Below are 23,029 nucleotides of genomic sequence, written 5' to 3' on the forward strand. Positions count from 1 at the left end.
GCCCGGTCAGCGGATGCCGGCCTGCTTCGGCAGTCGAACGAAGAGCAGCAGCACGAGCCCGAAGAGCAACACGACGGCGATGCCCAGCACGCCCCAGATGATGCTGCCGAACCAGGCGATGAACAACGACCACATGGCGGGCGACAGGAAGCTCGCGACGCGTCCCGTCGTGGCGTAGAGGCCGAAGATCTCGCCCTGCATCCCCGGCGGCGTCACCCGGGCGAGTAGCGAGCGGCTCGCGGCCTGGGCCGGCCCCACGCAGCCCGAGAGGATGAGCCCGGCGATCCAGAAGACGATCGAGCCGGCATCTCGCAGGACGAACAGCAGCACCGCGACGGCGATGAGGCCCGACAGGGTGGCCACGATCACGGAGCGCGCGCCGAAGCGATCGTCGAATCGTCCCGCGACGATGGTCGAGGCGCCGGCGACGAGGTTCGCGGCGATGCCGAAGACCATGACCTCGGTCGCGGAGAACCCGAAGGCGCGTGCGGCGAGGACGCCGCCGAAGGCGAAGACGCCTGCGAGCCCGTCGCGGTAGACCGCGCTCGCGAGCAGGAACCAGAATGTCGGGCGCTCGGTCCGGTAGAGGCGGACGATGTCCGTGACGAGGTGAGCGTACGCGGCGAGGAAGCCGACCTTCTCGGTGTCGTGCGGCGCGGTGCGCTCGGGCACGTTCAGCAGCAGGGGGATGGCGAAGACGATCGTCCATACGCCGCAGCCCACGGCGATGAGCCGGTAGGCGAGACCGTTGCTGGTGTCCATCCCGAACCAATCGGCGAAGGTGAGGGCGACCACCAGTGCGAGGGCGATGATGCCGCCGATGTAACCGAGCCCCCAGCCCAGGCCGCTGACCCGGCCGATCGTGCGGGGCGTCGAGACCTCCACGAGCATGGCGTTATAGTTGACGCCCGCGATCTCGGAGACGACGGCGCCGAGGGAGAGGACGATCGCGCCGTACCAGAAGAAGGCCGGGTCGGCGAAGGTGAAGAACAGGGCGAACTGCAGCAGCGCGAGGACGACGGTGAAGACCCCGAGCCAGCGCTTCTTGCGTCCCGACCGGTCGGCGGTCTGGCCGAGCACCGGGGCCAGCAGCAGGATCAGGATGCCGGCGGCCGTCGAGGCGACGCCGTAGCCGCTCGCCAACTCGGCGAGTGCCGCCTCCTTGACCGGGTCGGTGTCGGGCAGTGCCGCGATGTCGGCGGGAAGGAACGAGTCCGACACGAGGAACAGCGACGCGAACACGAACGTGAGGATGACGGAGTTGAACGGCTGCGTCGCCCAGTCCCACAGCGCCCACGAGATGACGGCCTTGCGGGGGACCGGCTGCTCGTCGACATCGCGACCCTGCATGGCGGCGATGCGTCCGAGCGCCTGCGTGTCGGCTGCGGTCGGCGGCGCGGGCACGCCGCGCGCGGAAGACATCGGGGAGCTGGGCCCACGGGGCGGATCGGTCTCGGGTGACATGCCGGGCACGCTAGAACCTCTCCGTGAACACTCGGTGCCGCCGGCCGGCGGCGTCACGTCGCGTCATCGCGACGGGGCCAGCGTATCCGTCGGGAAGGGGGTCGACGCCCTTTTCAGTCGCGACGCGCGAACCGATAGCCGATGCCGCGCACCGTCTCGATCCAGCGGCCGGTCCGGCCGTCGTCGCCGAGCTTGCGGCGCAGGTTCATCAGGTGGACCTCGACCGCGTGAAGGTCGTGGGGGCTGACGTGCTCGCCGTGCGCGCCGCTCTGCCGTCGGAGCATGAGCGCGATCCACGCTTTCTCGACGACGTCACCGGGACGCTGCATCAGGGCCTGCAGGACATCGAACTCGGAACGCGTCAGATCGAGGGAGCGTCCGTCGAGCTCGACGCGGCGCGAGCCGGGGCTCAGTCGCAGGCCGCCGGCTTCGAGCCATGCGCCCGGTGCCGCCTCGTTCGCCTGGAGCGTCCGCGGGCGCCGCATGAGGGCGTCGATGCGGGCCCGGAGCTCGTACGGGCGCCAGGGCTTGATGACGTAGTCGTCGGCGCCGCTGCGGAATCCCTCGACGGTCGCCGTCTCGTCGTCGACGGCACTGATGATCAGCACGTATCCGTCGTAGAAGGCGCGGATGCGGCGGACCGCCTCGAACCCGTCGATGCCGTCGAGCTTGACATCGACGGTGGTCAGGTCTGGACGCACGGCGCGCACCGCGTTGACGCCGGCATGCCCGTCTGCGAAAGCGTGAACGGCGAAGCCGTGCTGCTCGAGGGTCTGGGTGAGCAGGCTGCGAAGGTCGTCGTCATCCTCGATCACGACAGCGGTGCGGGTCATGGTCGTCTCCGGGCGCGACGCAACGCTCGACGACCGCCCATTGCGGGTCCGAGGTCGACGAGAGGCGAGTTCGGGATCACGCTTCTTGTCATGGGTGGACTCAACATATAGCGCGCCCCTGGGAGGAACCGATGATCGTGCCTCAGTCTTTCTCAGGTTTGGCTCAGGCGCACGAAATTGTGCAGCGCGGCGCGATGCGGAACTTGATACGCCTTGACTCAAGTTCGCTTGACACCATTTCGGGCCGGGAGTACAGTTGAGTCATCGCGGCTCAGGTTGGGCCGCCGCAGACTTCCGATCCCATAGAACCGCAAGTAAGGAGACAACTCATGGCACGTGCAGTGGGTATCGACCTGGGCACGACGAACTCCGTCGTGGCCGTCCTCGAGGGCGGCGAGCCCAAGGTCATCGCCAACGCCGAAGGGCTCCGTACGACCCCCTCGGTCGTCGCGTTCACCAAGGACGGCGAGGTGCTCGTCGGTGAGACCGCGAAGCGCCAGGCCGTCACCAACGTCGACCGCACGCTGACCTCGGTCAAGCGTCACATGGGCACCGACTGGAAGACCCAGGCGATCGACGGCAAGGCGTACACGCCGCAGGAGATCTCGGCCCGCATCCTCCAGAAGCTCAAGCGCGACGCCGAGCAGTACCTGGGCGACACAGTGACCGACGCCGTCATCACGGTCCCCGCGTACTTCAACGACGCCGAGCGTCAGGCGACCAAGGAGGCCGGCGAGATCGCGGGCCTGAACGTCCTGCGCATCATCAACGAGCCCACCGCAGCCGCCCTGGCCTACGGCCTCGACAAGGGCAAGGAGGACGAGCTCATCCTCGTCTTCGACCTCGGTGGCGGAACCTTCGACGTCTCGCTCCTCGAAGTGGGCAAGGACGACGACTTCTCGACCATCCAGGTGCGCGCCACCGCCGGTGACAACCGCCTCGGCGGTGACGACTGGGACCAGCGCATCGTCGAGTACCTGATCAAGCAGTTCAAGGACACGACCGGTGTCGACGTCTCCGGTGACAAGATCGCCCTGCAGCGCCTCAAGGAGGCTGCGGAGCAGGCGAAGAAGGAGCTCTCGAGCTCGCAGTCGACGTCGATCAACCTGCCGTACCTCTCGCTGACCGACTCGGGCCCCGTCTCGCTGTCCGAGACGCTCTCGCGTGCCAAGTTCGAGGACCTCACCAAGGACCTGCTCGACCGCACGAAGAAGCCCTTCGAGGACGTCATCCGTGAGGCCGGCATCAAGGTCGGCGACATCGACCACGTCGTGCTCGTGGGTGGTTCCACCCGCATGCCCGCCGTCTCGGAGCTCGTGAAGAAGGAAGCCGGCAAGGAGCCCAACAAGGGCGTGAACCCGGACGAGGTCGTCGCCGTCGGCGCCGCCCTGCAGGCCGGTGTCCTCAAGGGCGAGCGCAAGGATGTCCTCCTCATCGACGTCACCCCCCTGAGCCTCGGCATCGAGACCAAGGGCGGCATCATGACGAAGCTCATCGAGCGCAACACCGCCATCCCGACCAAGCGCAGCGAGACCTTCACGACCGCCGACGACAACCAGCCGTCGGTCGCGATCCAGGTCTTCCAGGGTGAGCGCGACTTCACGCGCGACAACAAGCCGCTCGGCACGTTCGAGCTCACCGGCATCGCACCGGCGCCCCGCGGCATCCCGCAGGTCGAGGTCACCTTCGACATCGACGCGAACGGCATCGTGCACGTCTCGGCGAAGGACAAGGGCACCGGCAAGGAGCAGTCGATGACGATCACCGGCGGCTCGTCGCTGCCCAAGGACGACATCGAGCGCATGGTGCGCGAGGCCGAGGAGCACGCGGCCGAGGACAAGAAGCGCCGCGAGGCCGCCGAGGTCCGCAACCAGGCCGAGACCCTCTCGTACTCGATCGAGAAGCTGATCGCCGACAACGCCGACAAGCTCCCCGAGGACGTCAAGTCCGAGGTCCAGGGCGACGTCGACGCGCTGAAGACCGCACTCGCGGGCGACGACGACGAAGCGGTGAAGACCGCGTTCGACAAGCTCAACGCATCGCAGGGCAAGCTCGGCGAGGCCATCTACGCGCAGGGTCAGGCCGACCAGGCGCAGGGCGCCCCGACCGACGCTCCGACCGGCGACGCCGGCGCGACGGCATCCGATGAGGACGTCGTCGACGCCGAGGTCGTCGAAGACGAGGAAGACAAGAAGTAATCATGACCGACAAGGACTTCGAAGAGCCGCACGGCGATGACGAGGTCCTCGGCGAGGAGGGGTCGGACGCCCAGGCGTCCGGCCCCGACGCGCACGGGGCCCCCGGAGCATCGGATGCCGCGGCTGCGGACGACGAACTGACCATCGACGACATCCTCGGTGCGACGCAGTCCGACGAGGCCGCCGTCGCGGAAGCACCCGCCGAAGAGCACGACCTGCTGCTCGACCTCAAGCGCGTGCAGGCCGAGTACGCCAACTACCGTCGGCGTACCGAGGACCAGCGCGAGGCTGAGATCGAGCGCGCCAAGGGCTCGGTCGCGAAGGGCCTGCTGCCCGTGCTCGACGACCTCGACCGTGCCGACAAGCACGGCGACCTCGTCGAGGGATCGCCGCTCGCGGTGATCGCGGACAAGCTCCGCGGGGTGGTGGCACGACTGGGCGTCGAGTCCTACGGCGCCGCCGGCGACGCGTTCGACCCGCAGCAGCACGAGGCGATCTTCCAGGCGCCCACCCCGGGCACGGCCGAGCCGACGATCCTCGAGGTCGTCGAGGTCGGCTACCGCCTCGGCGGCATCGAGCTGCGTCCGGCGAAGGTCGTCGTCGCGGTGCCGGCCGAATAGGAGGCAACGACATGGCCAGTCAGGACTGGTTCGACAAGGACTTCTACAAGGTGCTGGGCGTCTCCAAAGACGTCTCCGACACCGACCTGAAGAAGACCTACCGCAAGCTCGCGCGCAAGTACCACCCCGACTCGACGCAGGGAGACCCCGCGGCCGAGGCGAAGTTCAAGGAGATCAGCGAGGCGTACTCCGTGCTCTCCGACAAGGAGCAGCGCGCGGAGTACGACCAGATCCGGGCGATGGGGTCGGGCAGCGCCCGCTTCACCGCGGGTGGCCAGGGCGCCGGTGGCTTCGAGGACGTCTTCAGCGCCTTCAACCAGGGTGCGCGAGGCGGTGCCGGAGCTCGCGGCGCGGACTTCGACGACATCTTCGCGATGTTCAACCAGCAGACGGGGCGGTCGAGCCGCTTCGGGTCGGGCGGCTTCGGCCGCTCGACCGGGGGCTTCCAGGGCTTCGGCGGCCCGCAGCGCGGTGCGGACGTCACCGCACGGACGACGCTCGACTTCGCCACCGCGGTCCGCGGTGACACCGTCACGCTCCAGGGCGAGGACGGCAAGCCGTTCAAGGTGAAGATCCCGGCGGGTGTGAAGGACGGGCAGAAGATCCGGCTCCGCGGTCGCGGGCGTCCCTCGCCGGACGGCGGTGAATCGGGTGACATCGTCGTGAGCGTCACGGTCCGGCCGCACCCGGTCTTCACGCGCGACGGACTCAACCTTCGCGTGGTGGTCCCGGTGACCTTCACCGAGGCGGCCCTCGGCGCCACGATCGAGGTGCCGACGCTGGGCGGCGACCCCGTCAAGCTCCGGGTCGCGCCCGGCACCCCGTCGGGCCGCGTCCTGCGGGTCAAGGGGCGCGGCGTGAGCACGTCGAAGGGCACGGGCGATCTGCTGGCCGAGGTCCAGGTCGCCGTTCCCGCGCATCTCGACGAAGAGGCCCGAGCGGCCCTCGAACGATTCGCGGAGGTCGAGCCCCGCGAGAACCCCCGCGCCGACCTGATGAACAAGGCGCGCGGCTGACACATTCGTCTCGACCCGTCGCATCCGATCCCCTCGGGCGGACGCGGCGGGTCGCCCGACGACACTCTCGACGCCCAGGAGGTGACCAACCATGGCTGATGACGACATCGACGAGGACGCCCCGATCTTCGCGATCGCGGCCGCGGCGGAGCTCGCGGCCATGCACGCGCAGACCCTCCGGCAGTACGACCGGCTGGGCCTCGTGGTGCCCGGGCGCACGCAGGGAGGGTCGCGTCGATACTCGCTGCGCCACATCCGGCAGCTGCGAGAAGTGGCGCGGATGTCGGCGGAGGGCATCAGCCTGCCCGCCATCGCACGCATCCTGGAGCTCGAGAACGAGGTCGCGGGACTCCGCCGCGAGGTGCGCGACCTCGAGCAGCGTCTGCGCGACGAGATGCAGCAGCGCCCCGGCGCGCGAGTGTTCGCCGCCGGCGCCACGGGTGCCGTCGTGACCCTGCGTCACGGTGCGCGCGTGCGCCGGGCGACCGAGGTCGTGCTCTACCGCCGCCCCTCCGACCCGCCCGCGCAGTCGTAGCCGACCCGACGCGAAGGGGCGTTATCCGACGCGCGCACCGACCATTCGGGTCGGTTCGAGCGTGGGGCGGGGATGTGGGCAGGGGTCCTGCACAGGCGGCGCGACGGAGGTCGGATGTCGAACGGGCTGGGGAGATCTCGGGGTGGGTGCGGAGGGCCGACAGCCTGGACGGGTGGCACGCACTCCTGCTGAACTCCCCGAGGCGCTGCCGGGTGCCTTCACGGTCGGGAGGGCGCGCGCGACCGGAGTGACGCGCGGCAGACTCCGTTCAGCCGACCTGGCCGCGCCCTTCCACGGCATCCGCTCGCGTGCGCCCGTGACGGACGTGCGCGCGCTGGTGACCGCTTATCTGCCGAAACTGCGCGCGGGCGAGCACATCAGTCATGCCACGGCAGTGGCTCTCGTCGGCGGCTGGATCCCCGGGCGGCTGCGCGCGCAGGTGGATGTCGCAGCGCCGCGACCGCTCGGGCGTGCCCGTGGTGTCGGGGTGCGCGGGCACGAAGCTGCCGCGGCGAGTCTGTGGCGATTCGGACCCGTTCCGATCGCGCACCCGGCCGTCGCCTGGTGCCAATCGGCCGAGCTCATGGACGAACGCGAGCTCGTCATCTCGGCAGACTCCCTTATGCGCAGGCATGATCCTGTCTTGTCGATCGAGCAGCTCCGTGGAGCGGTGGCGGAGTGGTCCGGTCGGCGCGGCGTACGCGCGCTCCGACTCGCGTACGAACGCTGCCGGGAACGCACCGACTCGGTTGCGGAGACGGAGCTGCGTCTCGACGCCGAAGACCTCGGAATGACCACCTTCGAGGTCAACGCGGTCATCCGCGATGAGGCCGGGCGCTTCGTGGCCTATGGCGACCTCGTCGACGTCGAGCGGCGCGTGCTCCTGGAGTACGACGGTCAGCAGCACCGGCTCGACGACGCGCAGTACGGCCGCCGATCAGGCGGGGGGGGGGGGCAAGTCGGCGGGGGCAAGTCGGCGGGGTCAGGCGGGTGGGAGGCGCAGCGTGTTGGCGGACTCGTCGAGGGTCAGGTCGTCGACGACGCGGAGCGAGCGGGCGAGGTGATCGAGCTCCTCCAGAACCGTCCCCACGCGCTCGCGGTCGCTGCACACGGCCGACAGCGTGACGAGATGGGTTCCCGTGTCCCAGGTGTACGAGACGAACGGGGGAGTCCGCGGGTGAGGCGGCAGCGTCATGACGAGCTTCTCGCCCGCCCCGAGGTAGGGGGAGCGGAAGTCCTCGGTGTCGTCGTACTCCATCGGCATCATCGCTCGCGCGGTGCGCACCTGCGGGGTCGCCTCCTGCATCTGCGCGAGGACGACGAGCAGCTCGGGGTCGGCCTTCCACATCCACGCTCGCACGCGCCCGTCGGCTCGGCGCATGAGCATCGGCACCGCCTGGCTCGCGGCCCACGCGGCGAAGCGTCCACCGGGGCGGGGCGCCGCTCCTATCGCGGCGTTCGCCTGGCTCAGCAGCATCCCGATCGCGCGCTTGCGAGCGCGGCGTCCGGAGAATCCGAACGATTCGGTGACGGCAACCCAGCGGGCGGGATCGGCATCGGCTTCGAGTCGGGCCATGACCCCAGCCTAGGGATGCCGCCTGGGTGCGCGCGGGGCGTCGCGCGCAGCGTCCGACGCGGCCCGAGTCGGTTTCCCCCAACGCCGTGCCGCCTCCCGGGAGCCCCTATACCGCTCGGGTAAGCTCGGGGCCGCCGCGTCGGCCACAGCCGGCGGCACGCCGCCGTACAGATTGGGCCTGACCCGTGACCGAATCCACGACGACCGAGGGTGTTCCCGCCGAGAGTTCTCGCGCGCCCCTGACCATCGTGATGGGCGCCGACACGTTCGCCCCCGATGTCAACGGAGCCGCCCGTTTCGCCGAACGCCTCTCCGCCGGCCTCGCCGCCCGCGGTCACGACGTGCACGTCGTGACCCCCAGCGTGAAGCACTCCCAGTCGGGAGTCTTCACCGAGAACATCGAGGGTGCCGACCTCACCGTCCACCGCCTCCCCGGGTGGCGCTGGTACCCGCACGACTGGCTGCGTTTCGTGCTGCCCTGGCGCTCGAAGCACTACGCCCGGCGCGTGCTCGACTCGGTCAAGCCCGACGTCGTCCACAGCCAGTCGCACATCGTCATCGGCCGCGGACTCACGCGCGAGGCGAAGAAGCGCGGCATCCCCGTCGTCGCGACCAACCACGTCATGGCCGAGAACGTCATCGACTTCACGACGCTGCCGCCGTTCCTCGACAAGATCATCATCAAGCTCTGCTGGGACGACGCCAAGCGCACGTTCCTGATGTCGCGCGCCGTGACCACCCCGACGCGCAAGGCCGCGCAGTTCCTCGAGGACACGATCGACATCTCGGGCGTCATCCCGATCAGCTGCGGCATCGACAAGCGCAACTACACCCCCGACCTGACTCCGCGCGAGCACCGCCGCATCCTGTTCGTCGGGCGCCTCACGACGGAGAAGCACGTCGAGGTCACCCTGAAGGCGGTCGCCAAGCTCGCCCCCGAGCTGGACGTCCATTTCGACATCGTCGGCGGCGGCGACCAGCGTCGGAACCTCGAGCAGACCGCGCAGCAGCTCGGCATCACCGACCGCGTCACGTTCTATGGGCGCACCGACGAGGCCGACCTCCGCGCGGCATACACGCGGGCCGACGTCTTCGCGATCGCCTCGATCGCCGAGCTGCAGTCGATCGCGACGATGGAGGCCATGGCCTCGGGCCTGCCCGTCGTGGCGGCGGATGCCGTCGCCCTGCCGCACCTCGTCCAATCGGGTGTGAATGGCTACCTCTTCGAGCCCGGCAACGTCGACGACCTCGCAGACAAGCTGCGGCGCGTGCTGACCGCCTCTCCCGAGGAGTACCTGCGGATGCAGCAGGCCTCACTCGACGGCGTCGAGATCCACGACATCGAGCGCACTCTCGACACGTTCGAGAAGCTCTACCGCGGCGAGCCGCTCGACGCGTGACGATGCGGCTCTTCTTCGACGCGCGCTACATCCGCACCGATTTCCACGACGGCATCAGCCGCTTCTCCCATGAGCTCGCTCACGCGCTGTTCGCGGCGGCGCCCGCCGAGGGTGTCGAGGTCACGTTCATCGTGCACGACCCCGCGCAGCTGCCGTTCCTCCCGGCAGGGGCGCCGCACGTCACGCTGCACGCGCCGACCTCCATGCTCGAGCCGTTCGCGGCGCTGCGGCTGAACCGGCACCGACCCGACGTCGTCTACTCGCCGATGCAGACGATCGGGGCCCTCGGTCGGCGGTTCGCGCTGATCCTCACGCTGCACGACACGATCTACTACCGGCACCGCACACCGCCCCGCGATCTGCCGTGGTTCGTGCGCTTGGGCTGGCGGCTCTTCCACCTCTCGTATGCGCCGCAGCGGGCGACGCTGAACGCCGCAGACGTCGTCGCGACGGTCAGCGAGACGAGCAAGCGTCAGTTCGCCGACGTCAAGCTGACCAAGCGCGAGGTGGTGGTGCTGCCCAACGCTCCGCAGCGTCTCGCCGAGCTGGCGCCCGCGACGGCCATGCCCGGGGCTGCGAAGCCGCAGAACATCGTCTACATGGGCTCGTTCATGCCCTACAAGAACGTCGAGACGCTCGTCCGGGCGATGCAGTGGCTGCCCGGCCGCACGCTGCACCTGCTGAGTCGGATCTCCGACGGTCGACGCGCCGAGCTCGAGGAGCTCGCGCCCGGCGGTGCCCGCATCATCTTCCACGGCGGAGTGACGGATGCCGAGTACGCCGCGCTCCTCGCCGATGCGGGAATGCTCGCGACACTCAGCCTCGACGAGGGGTACGGGCTGCCGATCGCGGAAGCCCTGGCGCTCGGGGTGCCCGCGGTGGTCAGCGACATGGCGATCTTCCATGAGGTCGGCGGCGACGGCGCGCTCTACGTGCCGCCGCGCGACCCGCGAGCCTTCGCCGCGGCCGTCGAGTCACTCGATGACGATGCCGCCCGCGCGGCGCTCGTCGCGGCGGGTCGTGCGCACATCTCCCGATTCACCTGGGCGGAATCGGCGTCGCGACTGCTCGCGGCATCCCGTCGCGCCCGCGCGCGCCGCGACCGCTGACGGCGACCGCGCTCCGGCGCGGTGACCGCTCGCGCTCGCGGTGTGTGGGCGCCGATTCCTCTGCCGGCGGCACGCGTGTCGGGTCGGTGGGGACGCGGCGGTAGCCGTCGCGTGCGACCACCGCGAGCGTGCCTGTCACGGCGGCGATCACGAGGAGGACGAGTGCGAGAAGAAGGATGTCGGAAGGCATGGCAGAAACGCTACGATGAGCGTTATCCTGCCGATACTGGCGGATGAGACGGTATTCGGAGGAATCCTGCCATGCACACGGTCGCTTGCGTCGTCCAGCCCGGGTTCGCGCCCTTCGAGTTCGGTCTCGCGTGCGAGGCGTTCGGTCTCGACCGCAGTGACGAGGGCATCCCGAACTTCGACTTCCGGGTGGTGGCACCCGATCCGGGGGCGGTCCCCGCCAATCTCCCGTTCTCACTCAACGTCGACGCGGGACTCCAGTTCGCCGACGAGGCCGATCTGGTCGTCATCACTCCCATCCCGCGCGAGAGCTGGGACTCCGTGGATAACCGCGTCACAGCCGTCGTCCGACGTGCGGTCGAGCGCGGCGCATGGGTGCTCACCGTCTGCAGCGGAGCCTTCGTGGTCGCGGCATCCGGTGTGCTCGACGGCAAGCGCGCCACGACGCACTGGCGCTACGCCGAGACCATGGCGCAGATGTACCCGCGCATCGAGGTCGACCCCGACGTGCTGTACGTGCAGTCGGACCGGATCATCACGTCTGCGGGTACCGCGGCGGGGCTCGACGCCTGCCTGCACCTGCTGCGCATCGAGCTCGGGGCCGAGGCGGCGAACACGATCGCCCGGCGGATGGTCGTGCCGCCCCTCCGCGACGGCGGGCAGGCCCAGTTCATCGCGCGTCCGCTCCCCGAGGCGGCATCGCTGTCGCTCGCGCCCATCACCGACTGGATGATCGCGAACCTCGACCTCGATCTGTCCGTCGATCTGCTCGCGTCGCGCGCGCACATGTCGCCGCGGACGTTCGCGCGCCGATTCAAGGCCGATTACGGGACGACCCCGGCGGCGTGGCTCGGGCGGCAGCGGATCCTGCGGGCGCAGCGGCTGCTCGAGCGGACCGACCTCGGGCTCGACCAGATCGCGGCCGACAGCGGATTCGGCTCGGCCTCCGTCCTGCGGCAGAACTTCGCGCGCGCCCTCGGGCTCAGCCCCTCGGCGTACCGCGCCCGCTTCGCCTGTACGCCCGAGGCGGCGTCGGTGGCCGGGGCTGCGGCAGAGGCCGTAGCGTCCTGAACGACACGGTGATAAACTTGAGTCACACAGGCTCAAGTTTGAGCCGAGAGATTTCAGGAGAGATATGAACGCCACACAGCAGCCCGGACAGGAGGAGGCGCAGAGCGCCCTCGAGCAGTTCGGCATCAACCTCACTGACCGTGCCCGGCAGGGCAAGCTCGACCCGGTCATCGGGCGCGACAGCGAGATCCGCCGCGTCAGCCAGGTGCTCACCCGCCGCACGAAGAACAACCCCGTCCTCATCGGCGAGCCCGGCGTCGGCAAGACCGCCGTCGTCGAGGGCCTCGCTCAGCGCATCGTCGCGGGCGACGTCGCCGAGAGCCTCAAGAACAAAGAGCTCGTCTCGCTCGACATCTCCGCGCTCGTGGCCGGCGCCATGTACCGCGGTCAGTTCGAGGAGCGCCTGAAGAGCGTGCTCAAGGAGATCACCGAGTCCGACGGCCGCATCATCACCTTCATCGACGAGCTGCACGTGCTCATGGGCGCGGGCGGCGGCGAAGGCTCGGTCGCGGCATCCAACATGCTCAAGCCCATGCTCGCCCGCGGTGAGCTCCGCCTCATCGGTGCGACCACCCTCGACGAGTACCGCGAGTTCATCGAGAAGGATGCCGCGCTCGAGCGCCGCTTCCAGCAGGTCTACGTCGGCGAGCCGAGCGTCGAGGACACCATCGCCATCCTCCGCGGGCTCAAGGAGCGCTACGAGGCCCACCACAAGGTCGCCATCTCGGACGGTGCGCTCGTGGCCGCGGCATCCCTCTCGAACCGCTACATCCCGGCCCGCCAGCTGCCCGACAAGGCGATCGACCTGATCGATGAGGCCGCGTCGCGCCTGCGCATGGAGATCGACTCGGCGCCGCTCGAGATCGACGAGCTGCGCCGGCACGTCGACCGGCTGAAGCTCGAGGAGCTCGCGCTCAAGAAGGAGAAGGATGCCGCCTCGCGCGAGCGTCTCGACGCCTTGCGTGCGACGCTGAAGGACGAGCAGCAGAAGCTCGACGAGTTGCAGGCGCGCTGGGAGCGCGAGCGGGCGTCGCTGAACCGCGTCGGCGACCTCAAGACGCGTCTCGACGCGGCTCGTGTCGAAGCCGAGCGCGCGCAGCGCGAGGGCAACCTCGAGAAGGCATCGCGGCTTCTGTACGCCGAGATCCCGGCGCTCGAACGCGAGGTCGTCGAAGCGGAGCGCGCCGAGACCGCCGTCGACGGGCCCGAGCGGATGGTCAACGAACAGGTCACCGACGAGGACATCGCCGCCGTGATCGCCGCCTGGACCGGCATCCCCGTCGGGCGCCTGCTGCAGGGGGAGACCGAGAAGCTCGTGCGCCTCGAGTCCGAGCTCGGCAAGCGCCTCATCGGGCAGAAGACCGCCGTCAAGGCCGTCGCCGACGCCGTGCGTCGCTCGCGAGCGGGCATCAGCGACCCGAACCGGCCCACGGGCTCGTTCCTGTTCCTGGGGCCGACCGGTGTCGGCAAGACCGAGCTCGCCAAGGCTTTGGCCGAGTTCCTCTTCGACGACGAACACGCCATGGTGCGCATCGACATGTCGGAGTACGGCGAGAAGCACTCCGTGTCGCGGCTCGTCGGTGCCCCTCCCGGGTACATCGGCTACGAGCAGGGCGGCCAGCTCACCGAGGCCGTGCGCCGCCGCCCGTACTCCGTCGTGCTGCTCGACGAGGTCGAGAAGGCGCACCCCGAGGTCTTCGACGTGCTGCTGCAGGTCATGGACGACGGCCGCCTCACCGACGGCCAGGGCCGGACGGTCGACTTCCGCAACGTCATCCTGATCCTCACCTCGAACCTCGGATCGCCGATCCTCATCGACCCGACGCTGAGCCTCGAGCAGAAGCGCGAGCAGGTGCAGATCCTGCTGCGCCAGGCGTTCCGGCCCGAGTTCCTGAACCGTCTCGATGACACCGTGATGTTCGAGGCGCTGAGCCAGGACGACCTCGCACAGATCGTCGAGCTCTCCGTCGACGCGCTGCAGCGGCGCCTCAAGGACCGGCGTCTCTCGCTCGCGGTCACCCCCGATGCGCGCGCGTGGCTGGCCGAGCGCGGCTACGACCCGGTGTTCGGAGCCCGGCCGCTGCGCCGCCTCATCCAGTCCGAGATCCAGGACCGCCTCGCCATGGCCATCCTGTCGGGCAGGGTGCGCGACGGCGACATCGTCCGGGTCGACGTGGCCGCCGACGGCTCGGCGCTCGTGCTGACGAGTGCCGGTCCCGCGGCGGAGCCTGCCGCGCCGGCAGCCGCCGGAGGGGACGACGACGTGATCGAGGCCGAGCTGCTCGACGACTGATCGCGGCGGCGGCCTGCCCACGACGCCGAGGCGCGCAACCCCGTCGGAGCCGATGACCCTGACGTGAGAGTGTGGACGCATGCGTGCGATCCGGGCCCTGTGGGGCGCCTCACACCCGGGGCCCTCGGTCGTCGTGACGGCTCTGGCTCTGGCGCTCGGACTCGCGGCCGGGCTCGAGCCCTGGCGGCTCGCGGTGCTGGTGGCATCCGTGCTTTTCGGTCAGCTCTCGATCGGCATCTCCAACGACGCGATCGACCGTGAACGCGACCGCGCCGTCGGCCGCACCGACAAGCCTCTCGTCCGCGGTGAGGTCTCGAATCGTGCGGCCTGGATCGCGGCCGGGGGCTCCGCCGTCATCGCGCTCGCTCTCTCGGCGGCGCTCGGATGGGGGATGCTGCTCGCGCACGCCGTGACGATCGTGTCGGCCTGGTCGTACAACCTCGGGCTGAAGTCGACGCCGGTGTCCGTCGTGCCCTTCCTCGTGAGCTTCGGTCTCTTCCCCTCGCTGGCGACGCTCTCGTCACCCGATCCGACGCTCGCGGCGCCCTTCGCTGCTGTGGCGGGTGCTGCGCTCGGGGCGGCGGTGCACCTGACCAACGTCCTGCCCGACCTCGACGACGACCGCGACACCGGTGTGCGGGGGCTGCCGCATCGCCTCGGAGCGCCGGTATCGATCATCATCGCTGTCGCCGGGATCGTCGTCGCCGCGATCGCCGTGCTCATCGGCGGGCGGAGCGAGGGAGTCCTGCCGTGGCTGTTCTTCGGCGTGGTGCTGGTGCTCGCGGTCGCGGTGGTGGTGCGGATGCGGCTCCGCGGTCCCGACCGCACCGGCTTCCGCCTCGTCATGGCCGCGGCTCTCGTGCTCGCCGCGCAGCTGGTGGTGGCTGCGGGCTCGTTGCGCTGAGAACTCAGCGAGCAGCGGCGTCGAGCCCCATCGCATAGGCGTTCGGGACCAGGGAGCCGGTCGCGGCGAGCACGCGCCCGAGCATCCGAGTGCGCACGGCGTCCGCGCCCGCACTCACCGGGCGGCCGAGACGCATGTTGACCGCCGCCAGCCGTCCCGCCGTGCGGGCCGAACGCAGCCGATCGTGCTCCCATCGTGCTAGGGCAGCAGCGGGCTCGGTGCCGCTGCGGACCCAGGCAGCGAGCAGCGGCGCGAGGGTCGCCGCGTCGAGGAGGCCGAGGTTCATCCCCTGTCCTCCGATCGGGCTGATCTCGTGTGCGGTGTCGCCGATCACCGTCACCCGGCCGCGACGCAGGGCCGGTGCGAGCACACGTCGCACGCGGAACCCCGTCGCGCCGGTCAGTGCCTCTGCGGCATCCGTTTCGCCCCGTTCCCGTATCGCCGTGCGCAGCCGCCGCAGCCGCGCATCCGGCTCGTCGAACCCGCCGTCATCCTGCCCGGGCGGCTCGTCCCAGGCGACGAAGCGGCGTCGGCCTCCCGGCAGGGGGAAGGACTCGAGCACCCCCGCTCGCGCGAGGTGAACCACCGCGACGTCGGCATCGGGTCTCCCGGGGACGTCGGCGTCGCTCATGAGGTACCGGTCGGGGTAGCTCGTGCGTCTCACGGCGTTCGGCCGGAACACGAGCTCGCGTGCGCCGACGCCTCCGGCGACCACGACGAGCGGCGCCGACAGTTCGCCGGCCCCGCGAGCACCGGACGTCTCGACCCGTACGTCGGCCGGCCCCGGTGTCACGCGGGTGACGGCGACCCCACGCAGCGGCGACGGCGCACCGAACGCGAGAGCGCGCTCGGTGAGGGCCTGCGGGAGGGTGGCGACATACGGATGCCGCACCGACAGGCGATCGAATCGGACGACGCCGAGCAGTGTTCCGTCGCTGCGGGCCTCGCCGCGCGAGACACGGACCGCGTCCTCGAGGATGCGGTCGGTCGCACCGCCCTCCTCGAGCGCGGCGAGGACGGGAGCGTGCAGCCCGATCGCCCGCGACCCGTCGCCGCCGCGTTCGCGGCGCTCGAGCACCGTGACGTCGACACCCCGCCGCGTAAGCTCGGCCGCCAGCAGCATCCCCACCGGGCCAGCGCCGACGACGATGACGTCAGGCACGCCCCGCTCCCACGGCGAGCACGCGGAACGGCGCGGGGCGGACGACGTGCCACTCGCCGCGACTCGCGAGCGTCGTCCGCAGCTCTCGGGCACGGTAGCTGCGGCGGATCGAGCGCAGCCCGTCGGTGCGCAGGAAGGTCCCGTGCTGAACCGGCAGGATGGCCGCCGCGTAGAGCGCGTAGGCCGCGCGCCCCCGCTCGATGTCGGCGTGGAGCACGATGCCGCGCGACAGGGCGAGCGAGTCGGCGATGAAGGCGTCGAGCTCGGGCTCGCCGAGGTGATGCAGCACATGGTTCGAGATGACGGCGTCGAAGCGCTCGCCGCTCGCCCGCAGCGCCGTCGAGTCGGTGCTGCGGAACTCCAGGTCGGGCCGGCTGCGCTCGCGCGCGACGGCGAGGGCGCGGGGATCCGGGTCGATCCCGACCCAGCCGACGTCCAGGCCATCCCGTTCCGCGAGCCGCGCGAGCCGCGCGGTGACGTCGCCACCGCCTGATCCGATGTCGAGCACGCGGGCGGGTCGATCCAGACGCGCGAGGGCGGGCCGCAGATGCCGCCGCCATACCGTTCCCCAGCCGCTCACGGCGCGATTGACGAGGTCGAAGCGGCGGAGCGTCTGCGCGAGGGCCTCCGGATCGCAGTCCGGGTCGTCCATCAGCTCGCGCAGCTCGACGTCGCGACGACTCAGGTCCACGATGCGACGGGTTCCGCCCACACGGCATCCGTCGACGCTTTCTCCGCAACGCCGGTGTCGGCTCCAGCGGCGACTCCTGCCGTGAGGAGCGCGGCCTCCATCGTGAGTCCGGGGCCGAACGCGAGCGTCGCGATCGTCTCGCCGTCGCGCAGGGTGTCTGCGTCGAGGAGCGAGCGGAGGATAAAGAGGATCGTCGCGCTCGACATGTTCCCGTAGTCCCGCAGCGCGGCACGCGACGCCGCAAGGGCATCCGACGGCAGGTCGAGGCCCGATTCGACGCGGTCGAGGACGGCTCGGCCGCCCGGGTGGACGGCCCACGTGTCGACCCGGCCGTCGCCGATCACCTCGGCCACCGCGGCGCGGATCTCGCGCCCGATGATGCGCGGCACCTCGGCCGTCAGCACCATCTCGAAGCCGGCGTCCCCGATCGTCCAGGTCATGTCGCGCTCACCGTCGTCGGTCACCGCGGTCGCGAACCGATCGAGGTCGAGCCACCGCTCTCCGCGACGCGCCGGGTCTGCGCTGACGACCGCCGCCGCGGCGCCGTCGGCGAACAGCGATGCCGCGAGGATCTGGTCGGGGTCGTCGGCGACCCGGAAGTGCAGGGTGCACAGCTCGGCGCAGACCACGAGCACGACGGCGTCGGGCTGGGCGGCGCACATGCGTGCCGCTGCCCGAAGGGCCGGGACGGCGGCCGCGCAGCCGATGAACCCCAGGTGGTAGCGCTCGACGGTCGTGGGAAGGCCGAGGTCGCGCACCAGCCGGTAGTCGGGACCCGGCGCGTACATGCCGGTGCACGAGACGGTCACGACGTGAGTGATCTCCGCCGGCGCGACGGATGCCGCAGACAGGGCCTCCCGCGCCGCGCGCGCCGACAGCTCGGGGGCGAGGGCGATATAGGTGTCGTTGCGTGTGCCCGTCGAGGGCGAGAGCAGTGCCCCGTCGTCGGAGATGACGGGAAGGGATGCCGGGTCGCCGGCGGCCGGGCCGGCGGCATCCGATCGCGCGCCACCGGGCTCGAGCGCCTCGGCGAGATCGGTCAGCACGGTGTGCCGGGTCTCGATGGCCGAGGCGTCGAACGCCGCGCGGACCAGACGCTGCGACAGCCGTCCGATGCCGGGCTGTGCGGCGAACAGGTCGCGCACGGAGTTCTGGTGAAGCACGGCCGGCGGCACGGCGGTGCCGATCGACAGGATGCGGGCGGTCATGCTTGACGATAACCGGTGCGGCACCGCCGCGGCGCCGGGGTGTCGCACCTCACAGACCTCGTCTATGGTGCGGCCGCCGCCGTGCGAACCGCTGCCGGCGGGCTCAGTCGTCGATGACGACCGACTCGGCCACGGGCCGGCGGGTGCGGGGCGAGAGCTCGCGCTCGCGCACGGCGGCGGGGGCGGCGTCGATGTCGCCGAGGTCGCCGACGGCCATGACGGTGACGGGCGTGAACGGGGCCTCGATGCCGAGCTTCTCGGCGAGGGCTGCGGCATCGAACCCGGTCATCTGGTGGGTGTACAGGCCGTCGGCGTGGGCCTGGACGGTGAAGTGCGCGGCGGCCTGGCCGAGGTCGTAGAGCGCGGTGGGCACGGGCTTGCCGTCGTTCTCGGTCTGCGCGATGAAGACGATGAGGGCGCCCGCGGGGCCGGCCCAGGCCTGGTTGAACTCGACGAGCGTCGACACGACCTTCTCGTGGGTCTGGGTGCCGCGACGAGCAACGACGAAGCGCCAGGGCTGTGCGTTGAAGGCCGACGGGGCCCAGCGTGCCGCCTCGAGGGCGCTGGCGAGGGCGTCCTCGTCGACGGGGGAGACCTCGTCGTACAGGCGCGTGCTCCAGCGGGCGGCGAGGATGTCGAGGACGGGGGCGTCGGTCTCGGCGACGCGCTCTTCGATGAGGGACATGGGATTCTCCCGGGTTCGTGCGGACAGCGTCGGACTCCATCGTCCCGCCACGTGCGAACGACGGCGCGTTCGCCGACATTCCCCGTCACGAGAAACTCATCGCCGTCCTCCGGGCGTGAACCCGGAGGACGGCGATGCGGCGGGAGGGCGGGCGGCCCCGCAGCGGCCGGGTCAGCGGCGCAGGGCCTCGCCGAGCTTGACGCGGGCTCCCATGCGCAGGAGCGAGTTCTCGTAGATCTTGGCGCCGACGAGGATCGCCCCGACGCAGGTCAGGAGCAGGATCGCGAGCGACAGCAGCGGCTCCCACCACAGCGCGTCGCCGAGGAACAGGCGCATCGGCATGCCGACCGGTGCCGAGAAGGGCACGTACGACATGATCCCGAGGATCAGCGGGTTGTTCCACGCGAAGATGACCAGGAAGTACGGCGCCATGACGAGCAGGATGAGGGGCGTCGTCGTCGCTCCGATGTCCTCCTGCCGCGAGACCATCGCGGCGGCGGCGGCGAAGAGCGCGGCGAGCAGCACGAAGCCGAACAGGAAGAACACTGCGAACCAGGCGATGGGGGCGCCGATGCCCGTCAGCAGCGCCGTCTGATCCGTGACCGTCAGCCCGATCACCGCTACCGCGGCGAGGATGAGGATCTGCCCCATCGCCAATACCGTGTTGCCGATCACCTTGCCCGCGAGCAGCGCCCGGACCGGCACGGCCGAGATCAGCAGTTCGACGACGCGCGTCTGCTTCTCCTCGACGACCGACTGGGCGATCGTGGCACCGAAGGTCTGCGCCGAGATGAAGAAGATCGCGCCGAACCCGATCGCGACGATGTAGCCGAGGAAGCCGGCGTCGCCGGAGGGGTCGAGCAGCTCGACCTTCGGCAGCTGCGCGAGCGACAGGAGGATGGTGTTCGACACCGACGTGTCGCCGATGACGACGTATCCGCTCGGCGCGGACGCGTCGGCGACGACCGCGGCGTCGACGTCGCCGTCGCGCACGGCGCTCTCGGCGGCCGCCCGGTCGGCGACATCCTTCACGTCGAGGCCGGGCGCGTTCTGGACGTACGAGGCCGCGTCCGGGGTCACCGCGACGGGCGAGCCGCTGTCGTTCCCCGCCGAGAAGCCGCCCCAGATCACGAGCGCGAGCGCGCCGAGGAAGAGGATGGCGAACGAGATCACGAACGACTTGCTGCGGAGCTTCGAGCCGATCTCGCGTTCGGCGACGAGCCAGGTGCTCTGGGCGAATGAGGGGGATGCGGCGCTCACGGGGCGACCTCCTGGATGACTTCGGTGAAGATCTGGGCGAGGGACGGATGCCGCGGCGTGAAGCTCGCGACGTCGCCGTGCTCGACGGCCCGGCGCAGCACGCGCTGCGCGGTCTCGTCGGCATCGACGTCGAACAGGGCGTAGCCGCCGTCGAACTCGACGACCTCGACCCCCGGTTCGGTGCGGAGCCAGCCGGCATCTCCCGTCGAGACGAGCTCGTAGCGGTGCCCCTGGTGCTCGCGGCGGAGCCCGTCGCGGGTGCCGGCGGCGCGGATGGTTCCGCCGGCGATGATGACGAGGTCGTCGCAGAGGCGCTCGACGACGTCGAGCTGGTGCGACGAGAACAGCACGCCGACGCCCTGGGCGGCCCGCGTCTGCAGGACGCCCGCCACGACGTCGACGGCGAGGGGGTCGAGCCCCGAGAACGGCTCGTCGAGGATCAGGACCTCGGGGTCGTGCACGAGGGCGGCGGCGATCTGCGCGCGCTGCTGGTTGCCGAGCGACAGCGTCTCGATGTTGTCGTTGAGGCGCTCGCCGAGTCCGAGCTCTTCGAGAAGGGCGCGGGCGCGCGCCGTGGCATCCGACTTCGAGAATCCATGCAGTCGGGCGAGGTAGACGATCTGCTCGAGCACCTTCATCTTGGGATATAGCCCGCGTTCCTCGGGCATGTACCCGAAGCGGCGCCGGTCGGCGGCCGTCACCGGCGAGCCGTCGAGGGTGACCTCGCCCCGGTCGCGCGAGAGGACACCGAGCATGATGCGCATCGTGGTGGTCTTGCCCGCCCCGTTGCCGCCGACGAAACCGGTCAGGCGCCCATCGGGCACCCGGAACCCCACGTCGTCGAGCACGCGGTGCGTGCCGTAGTTCTTGGTGATGCCGCTCAGTTCGAGCATTCCGCCTCCTTAGCCGATGACTCCACGCTAGGGAGCGGGCGGGGTCGGGCGGATCCCCCGTACGGCGGATCGTGGCGGAGTACGCCCCGCCCGGCGGGGGAGCCGTGCGGGGGGAGCGGGGTGGGTGGGCCCCGTCAGCGGCGCAGGAACGTGATGACCGGATGCCCGTCGCGGGCGTCCGGGCGCACCTCGGCGGCCACGCCGTAGACGTCGGCGATGAGCTCGGCGGTCAGCACCTCGGCGGGGGCGCCCGCGGCGACGACCCGGCCCGACTGCAGCACCATCACGGCGTCGCAGTACATCGCGGCGAGGTTCAGATCGTGGATCGCGACGATGCACGTCACCGGCAGGTCGCAGACGAGTTCGAGCAGGTCGAGCTGATGACGGATGTCGAGGTGGTTGGTGGGCTCGTCGAGCAGCAGTTCGCGCGGCTCCTGCGCCAGCGCGCGGGCGATCTGCGCGCGCTGGCGCTCGCCGCCCGAGAGCGTGTGCCACATGCGGTCGGCCCGATCAGCCAGGCCGACGTGCTCCAGGGCGCGATCGACCGCCGCGGCATCGGCCGCCGGGTCGCCGCCGAAGGTCGTCCGGTGCGGGATGCGCCCGAGGCGCACGATCTCGCGCACGGTGATGTCGACCTCCGTGTCGGCGTGCTGCGTGACGGCGGCCACGGTCCGCGCGACGCGGCGCCGGCTGAGCGACGAGAGGTCTTCGTCATCGAGGGTCACGAGGCCCGCGGTCGGCCGAACGAGCCCGTGCAGCAGGCGCAGGAGCGATGACTTGCCCGATCCGTTCGGGCCGAGCAGGCCCAGGGTCTGACCCGGTTCGGGGTGCACGCTCACGCCGTCGACGACGAGCGTGCCCGAGCGCGTCCACGACACGTCGCGTGCGGCGAGGGTCATGCGCGGTTCCTCCGGCGGGCGAGCAGAACGATGAAGACGGGCACGCCGACCAGGGCGGTCCCGACGCCGACGGGCAGCGGCGTAGGCGAGAAGGCGACGCGCGAGCCGGCATCCACCCACACCATGAAGATCGCCCCCGCGACGATCGTGGTGGGGATGAGGCGCCCGTGGCGCGACCCGACGAGCAGGCGTGCCATGTGGGGCAGGACGAGGCCGACGAAGCCGATCGCGCCGGCGACGCTCACGAGGGTGGCCGTGATCAGCGCGGTCGTGACGAGCAGGATGCCGCGCGTGCGTGCGATGTGGATGCCCAGGGAGGCCGCGACCTCATCGCCGAAGACGAAGGCGTCGAGGGCCGAGGCGTAGCGCAGGCACAGCAGGGAGCCCAGCGCCACGACGACGGTGCACAGCACGACGTCGTCCCAGCGGATGCCCTCGAGCGAGCCGAGGAGCCAGAACATGACCCCGCGCGTCTCATCGGCGTCGGCGAACGCGAAGATCACGAGAGAGGTGAGTGCCGAGAACAGCTGCGTGCTCGCGACTCCGGCCAGGACGACACGGTCGTTCCCGCCCCCGGCGAGGCGTGCGAGCAGCAGCACCACCGCGAAAGCGACGAGCGCTCCGATGAAGGCCCCGCCGGAGAGGCCGAGCGCGGCACCGCCGAGGCCGAGCACGCCGATCGCGACGGCCCCGGTCGAGGCGCCGGACGAGATGCCGAGGATGAACGGCTCGGCGAGGGGGTTCCGCAGCAGCGACTGCATGATGACGCCGCAGAGCCCGAGCCCCGCACCGCACGCCGCGGCGACCAGCGCGCGGGGCAGTCGCTCCTCCCAGACGATCGCGTCTTTCGCGGTCTTGACGGGGATGTCGGTGAGGCCCAGGTGGTTGGTGACGATGTCGCGGACGTTGACGAGCAGGATGTCGGCCGGGCCGAGGGTGATCGCGACGCCGACCGACACGACGAGCAGCAGGATGCCGCCCCCGAGCAACCCGGCCGTGGCGACGGGGCCGCGGGTGCGCACG

At 70.7% G+C, this 23,029-nt stretch carries 21 protein-coding genes; 9 read left to right on the plus strand and 12 right to left on the minus strand.

All coding sequences use genetic code 11. The annotated features are described in order from the left end of the window. Positions 1-6 precede the first annotated feature (6 nt). Both P6897_RS02010 and P6897_RS02015 read right to left on the minus strand, forming a co-directional pair. Positions 7-1,464 carry an MFS transporter gene (locus tag P6897_RS02010; protein WP_282501947.1) on the minus strand — a complete coding sequence of 486 codons (1,458 nt, stop codon included), beginning with the start codon at positions 1,462-1,464 and terminating at the stop codon, positions 7-9. 113 nt (positions 1,465-1,577) lie between these two features. Then, positions 1,578-2,297 carry a response regulator transcription factor gene (locus P6897_RS02015; RefSeq protein WP_114589032.1) on the minus strand — a complete coding sequence of 240 codons (720 nt, stop codon included), beginning with the start codon at positions 2,295-2,297 and terminating at the stop codon, positions 1,578-1,580. Between the two features lie 329 nt (positions 2,298-2,626). Between P6897_RS02015 and dnaK the strand changes: the two genes are divergently transcribed. The 4 genes from dnaK to P6897_RS02035 all read left to right on the plus strand — a co-directional run bounded on the left by dnaK (position 2,627) and on the right by P6897_RS02035 (position 6,666). Next, positions 2,627-4,495: a molecular chaperone DnaK gene (gene dnaK / locus P6897_RS02020; RefSeq protein WP_274178224.1), complete on the plus strand. Its 1,869-nt coding sequence runs from the start codon at positions 2,627-2,629 to the stop codon at positions 4,493-4,495. A 2-nt stretch (positions 4,496-4,497) separates the two neighbouring features. After that, positions 4,498-5,115 carry a nucleotide exchange factor GrpE gene (locus P6897_RS02025; protein ID WP_274178225.1) on the plus strand — a complete coding sequence of 206 codons (618 nt, stop codon included), beginning with the start codon at positions 4,498-4,500 and terminating at the stop codon, positions 5,113-5,115. A gap of 11 nt (positions 5,116-5,126) precedes the next feature. Continuing rightward, the gene (locus P6897_RS02030) at positions 5,127-6,131 is read left to right on the plus strand and encodes a DnaJ C-terminal domain-containing protein (protein WP_112616079.1); all 1,005 of its coding nucleotides are present in this window, start codon (positions 5,127-5,129) and stop codon (positions 6,129-6,131) included. Between the two features lie 91 nt (positions 6,132-6,222). After that, positions 6,223-6,666, plus strand: a complete 444-nt coding sequence (locus P6897_RS02035; RefSeq protein ID WP_282501948.1) for a MerR family transcriptional regulator — start codon at positions 6,223-6,225, stop codon at positions 6,664-6,666. A gap of 268 nt (positions 6,667-6,934) precedes the next feature. Here the strand turns inward: P6897_RS02035 and P6897_RS02040 are convergent, their stop codons facing one another. Both P6897_RS02040 and P6897_RS02045 read right to left on the minus strand, forming a co-directional pair. Next, on the minus strand, positions 6,935-7,573 hold the full coding sequence (locus P6897_RS02040; RefSeq protein WP_282501949.1) for a hypothetical protein: 639 nt from the start codon (positions 7,571-7,573) through the stop codon (positions 6,935-6,937). Between the two features lie 75 nt (positions 7,574-7,648). Next, on the minus strand, positions 7,649-8,242 hold the full coding sequence (locus P6897_RS02045) for a hypothetical protein (RefSeq protein WP_282501950.1): 594 nt from the start codon (positions 8,240-8,242) through the stop codon (positions 7,649-7,651). Between the two features lie 185 nt (positions 8,243-8,427). Here P6897_RS02045 and P6897_RS02050 point away from each other — a divergent pair, with 185 nt between their 5' ends. The 5 genes from P6897_RS02050 to P6897_RS02070 all read left to right on the plus strand — a co-directional run bounded on the left by P6897_RS02050 (position 8,428) and on the right by P6897_RS02070 (position 15,208). Then, on the plus strand, positions 8,428-9,642 hold the full coding sequence (locus P6897_RS02050) for a glycosyltransferase (RefSeq protein ID WP_269267037.1): 1,215 nt from the start codon (positions 8,428-8,430) through the stop codon (positions 9,640-9,642). A 2-nt stretch (positions 9,643-9,644) separates the two neighbouring features. Next, positions 9,645-10,751 (plus strand): glycosyltransferase, encoded by a 1,107-nt coding sequence (locus P6897_RS02055; protein WP_282502629.1) that lies wholly within the window; start codon positions 9,645-9,647, stop codon positions 10,749-10,751. A gap of 261 nt (positions 10,752-11,012) precedes the next feature. Next, positions 11,013-12,011: a helix-turn-helix domain-containing protein gene (locus P6897_RS02060; protein WP_282501951.1), complete on the plus strand. Its 999-nt coding sequence runs from the start codon at positions 11,013-11,015 to the stop codon at positions 12,009-12,011. A 64-nt stretch (positions 12,012-12,075) separates the two neighbouring features. Continuing rightward, positions 12,076-14,304, plus strand: coding sequence for an AAA family ATPase (locus P6897_RS02065; RefSeq protein WP_282501952.1), 2,229 nt, complete (start codon positions 12,076-12,078; stop codon positions 14,302-14,304). 79 nt (positions 14,305-14,383) lie between these two features. Beyond that, positions 14,384-15,208 carry a UbiA family prenyltransferase gene (locus P6897_RS02070; RefSeq protein WP_274178230.1) on the plus strand — a complete coding sequence of 275 codons (825 nt, stop codon included), beginning with the start codon at positions 14,384-14,386 and terminating at the stop codon, positions 15,206-15,208. Positions 15,209-15,212: 4 nt separating this feature from the next. Here the strand turns inward: P6897_RS02070 and P6897_RS02075 are convergent, their stop codons facing one another. The 8 genes from P6897_RS02075 to P6897_RS02110 all read right to left on the minus strand — a co-directional run bounded on the left by P6897_RS02075 (position 15,213) and on the right by P6897_RS02110 (position 23,028). Continuing rightward, complete coding sequence (locus P6897_RS02075) at positions 15,213-16,370, minus strand: NAD(P)/FAD-dependent oxidoreductase (RefSeq protein ID WP_282501953.1); 1,158 nt, start codon at positions 16,368-16,370, stop codon at positions 15,213-15,215. Further along, positions 16,363-17,061 (minus strand): methyltransferase domain-containing protein, encoded by a 699-nt coding sequence (locus tag P6897_RS02080; RefSeq protein ID WP_282501954.1) that lies wholly within the window; start codon positions 17,059-17,061, stop codon positions 16,363-16,365. Before P6897_RS02080 ends, P6897_RS02075 begins: the two co-directional genes overlap by 8 nt. Then, entirely contained in the window at positions 17,052-18,269 is a 1,218-nt protein-coding gene (locus P6897_RS02085; protein ID WP_282501955.1) for a type III polyketide synthase, read from the minus strand. The genes P6897_RS02080 and P6897_RS02085 overlap by 10 nt, the downstream gene beginning before the upstream one ends. A gap of 103 nt (positions 18,270-18,372) precedes the next feature. Then, positions 18,373-18,954 carry a nitroreductase family protein gene (locus P6897_RS02090; RefSeq protein WP_112616103.1) on the minus strand — a complete coding sequence of 194 codons (582 nt, stop codon included), beginning with the start codon at positions 18,952-18,954 and terminating at the stop codon, positions 18,373-18,375. 171 nt (positions 18,955-19,125) lie between these two features. After that, positions 19,126-20,214 (minus strand): ABC transporter permease, encoded by a 1,089-nt coding sequence (locus tag P6897_RS02095; protein ID WP_274178234.1) that lies wholly within the window; start codon positions 20,212-20,214, stop codon positions 19,126-19,128. Beyond that, the gene (locus tag P6897_RS02100; RefSeq protein ID WP_282501956.1) at positions 20,211-21,107 is read right to left on the minus strand and encodes an ATP-binding cassette domain-containing protein; all 897 of its coding nucleotides are present in this window, start codon (positions 21,105-21,107) and stop codon (positions 20,211-20,213) included. Before P6897_RS02100 ends, P6897_RS02095 begins: the two co-directional genes overlap by 4 nt. Before the next feature lie 134 nt (positions 21,108-21,241). Continuing rightward, the gene (locus P6897_RS02105) at positions 21,242-22,006 is read right to left on the minus strand and encodes an ABC transporter ATP-binding protein (RefSeq protein ID WP_282501957.1); all 765 of its coding nucleotides are present in this window, start codon (positions 22,004-22,006) and stop codon (positions 21,242-21,244) included. Beyond that, positions 22,003-23,028 (minus strand): iron chelate uptake ABC transporter family permease subunit, encoded by a 1,026-nt coding sequence (locus P6897_RS02110; RefSeq protein WP_258524604.1) that lies wholly within the window; start codon positions 23,026-23,028, stop codon positions 22,003-22,005. The genes P6897_RS02105 and P6897_RS02110 overlap by 4 nt, the downstream gene beginning before the upstream one ends. Position 23,029 lies beyond the last annotated feature (1 nt).

It is taken from the genome of Microbacterium sp. BDGP8, from assembly GCF_029991045.1.
In the GTDB taxonomy this organism is placed as follows: domain Bacteria; phylum Actinomycetota; class Actinomycetes; order Actinomycetales; family Microbacteriaceae; genus Microbacterium; species Microbacterium plantarum.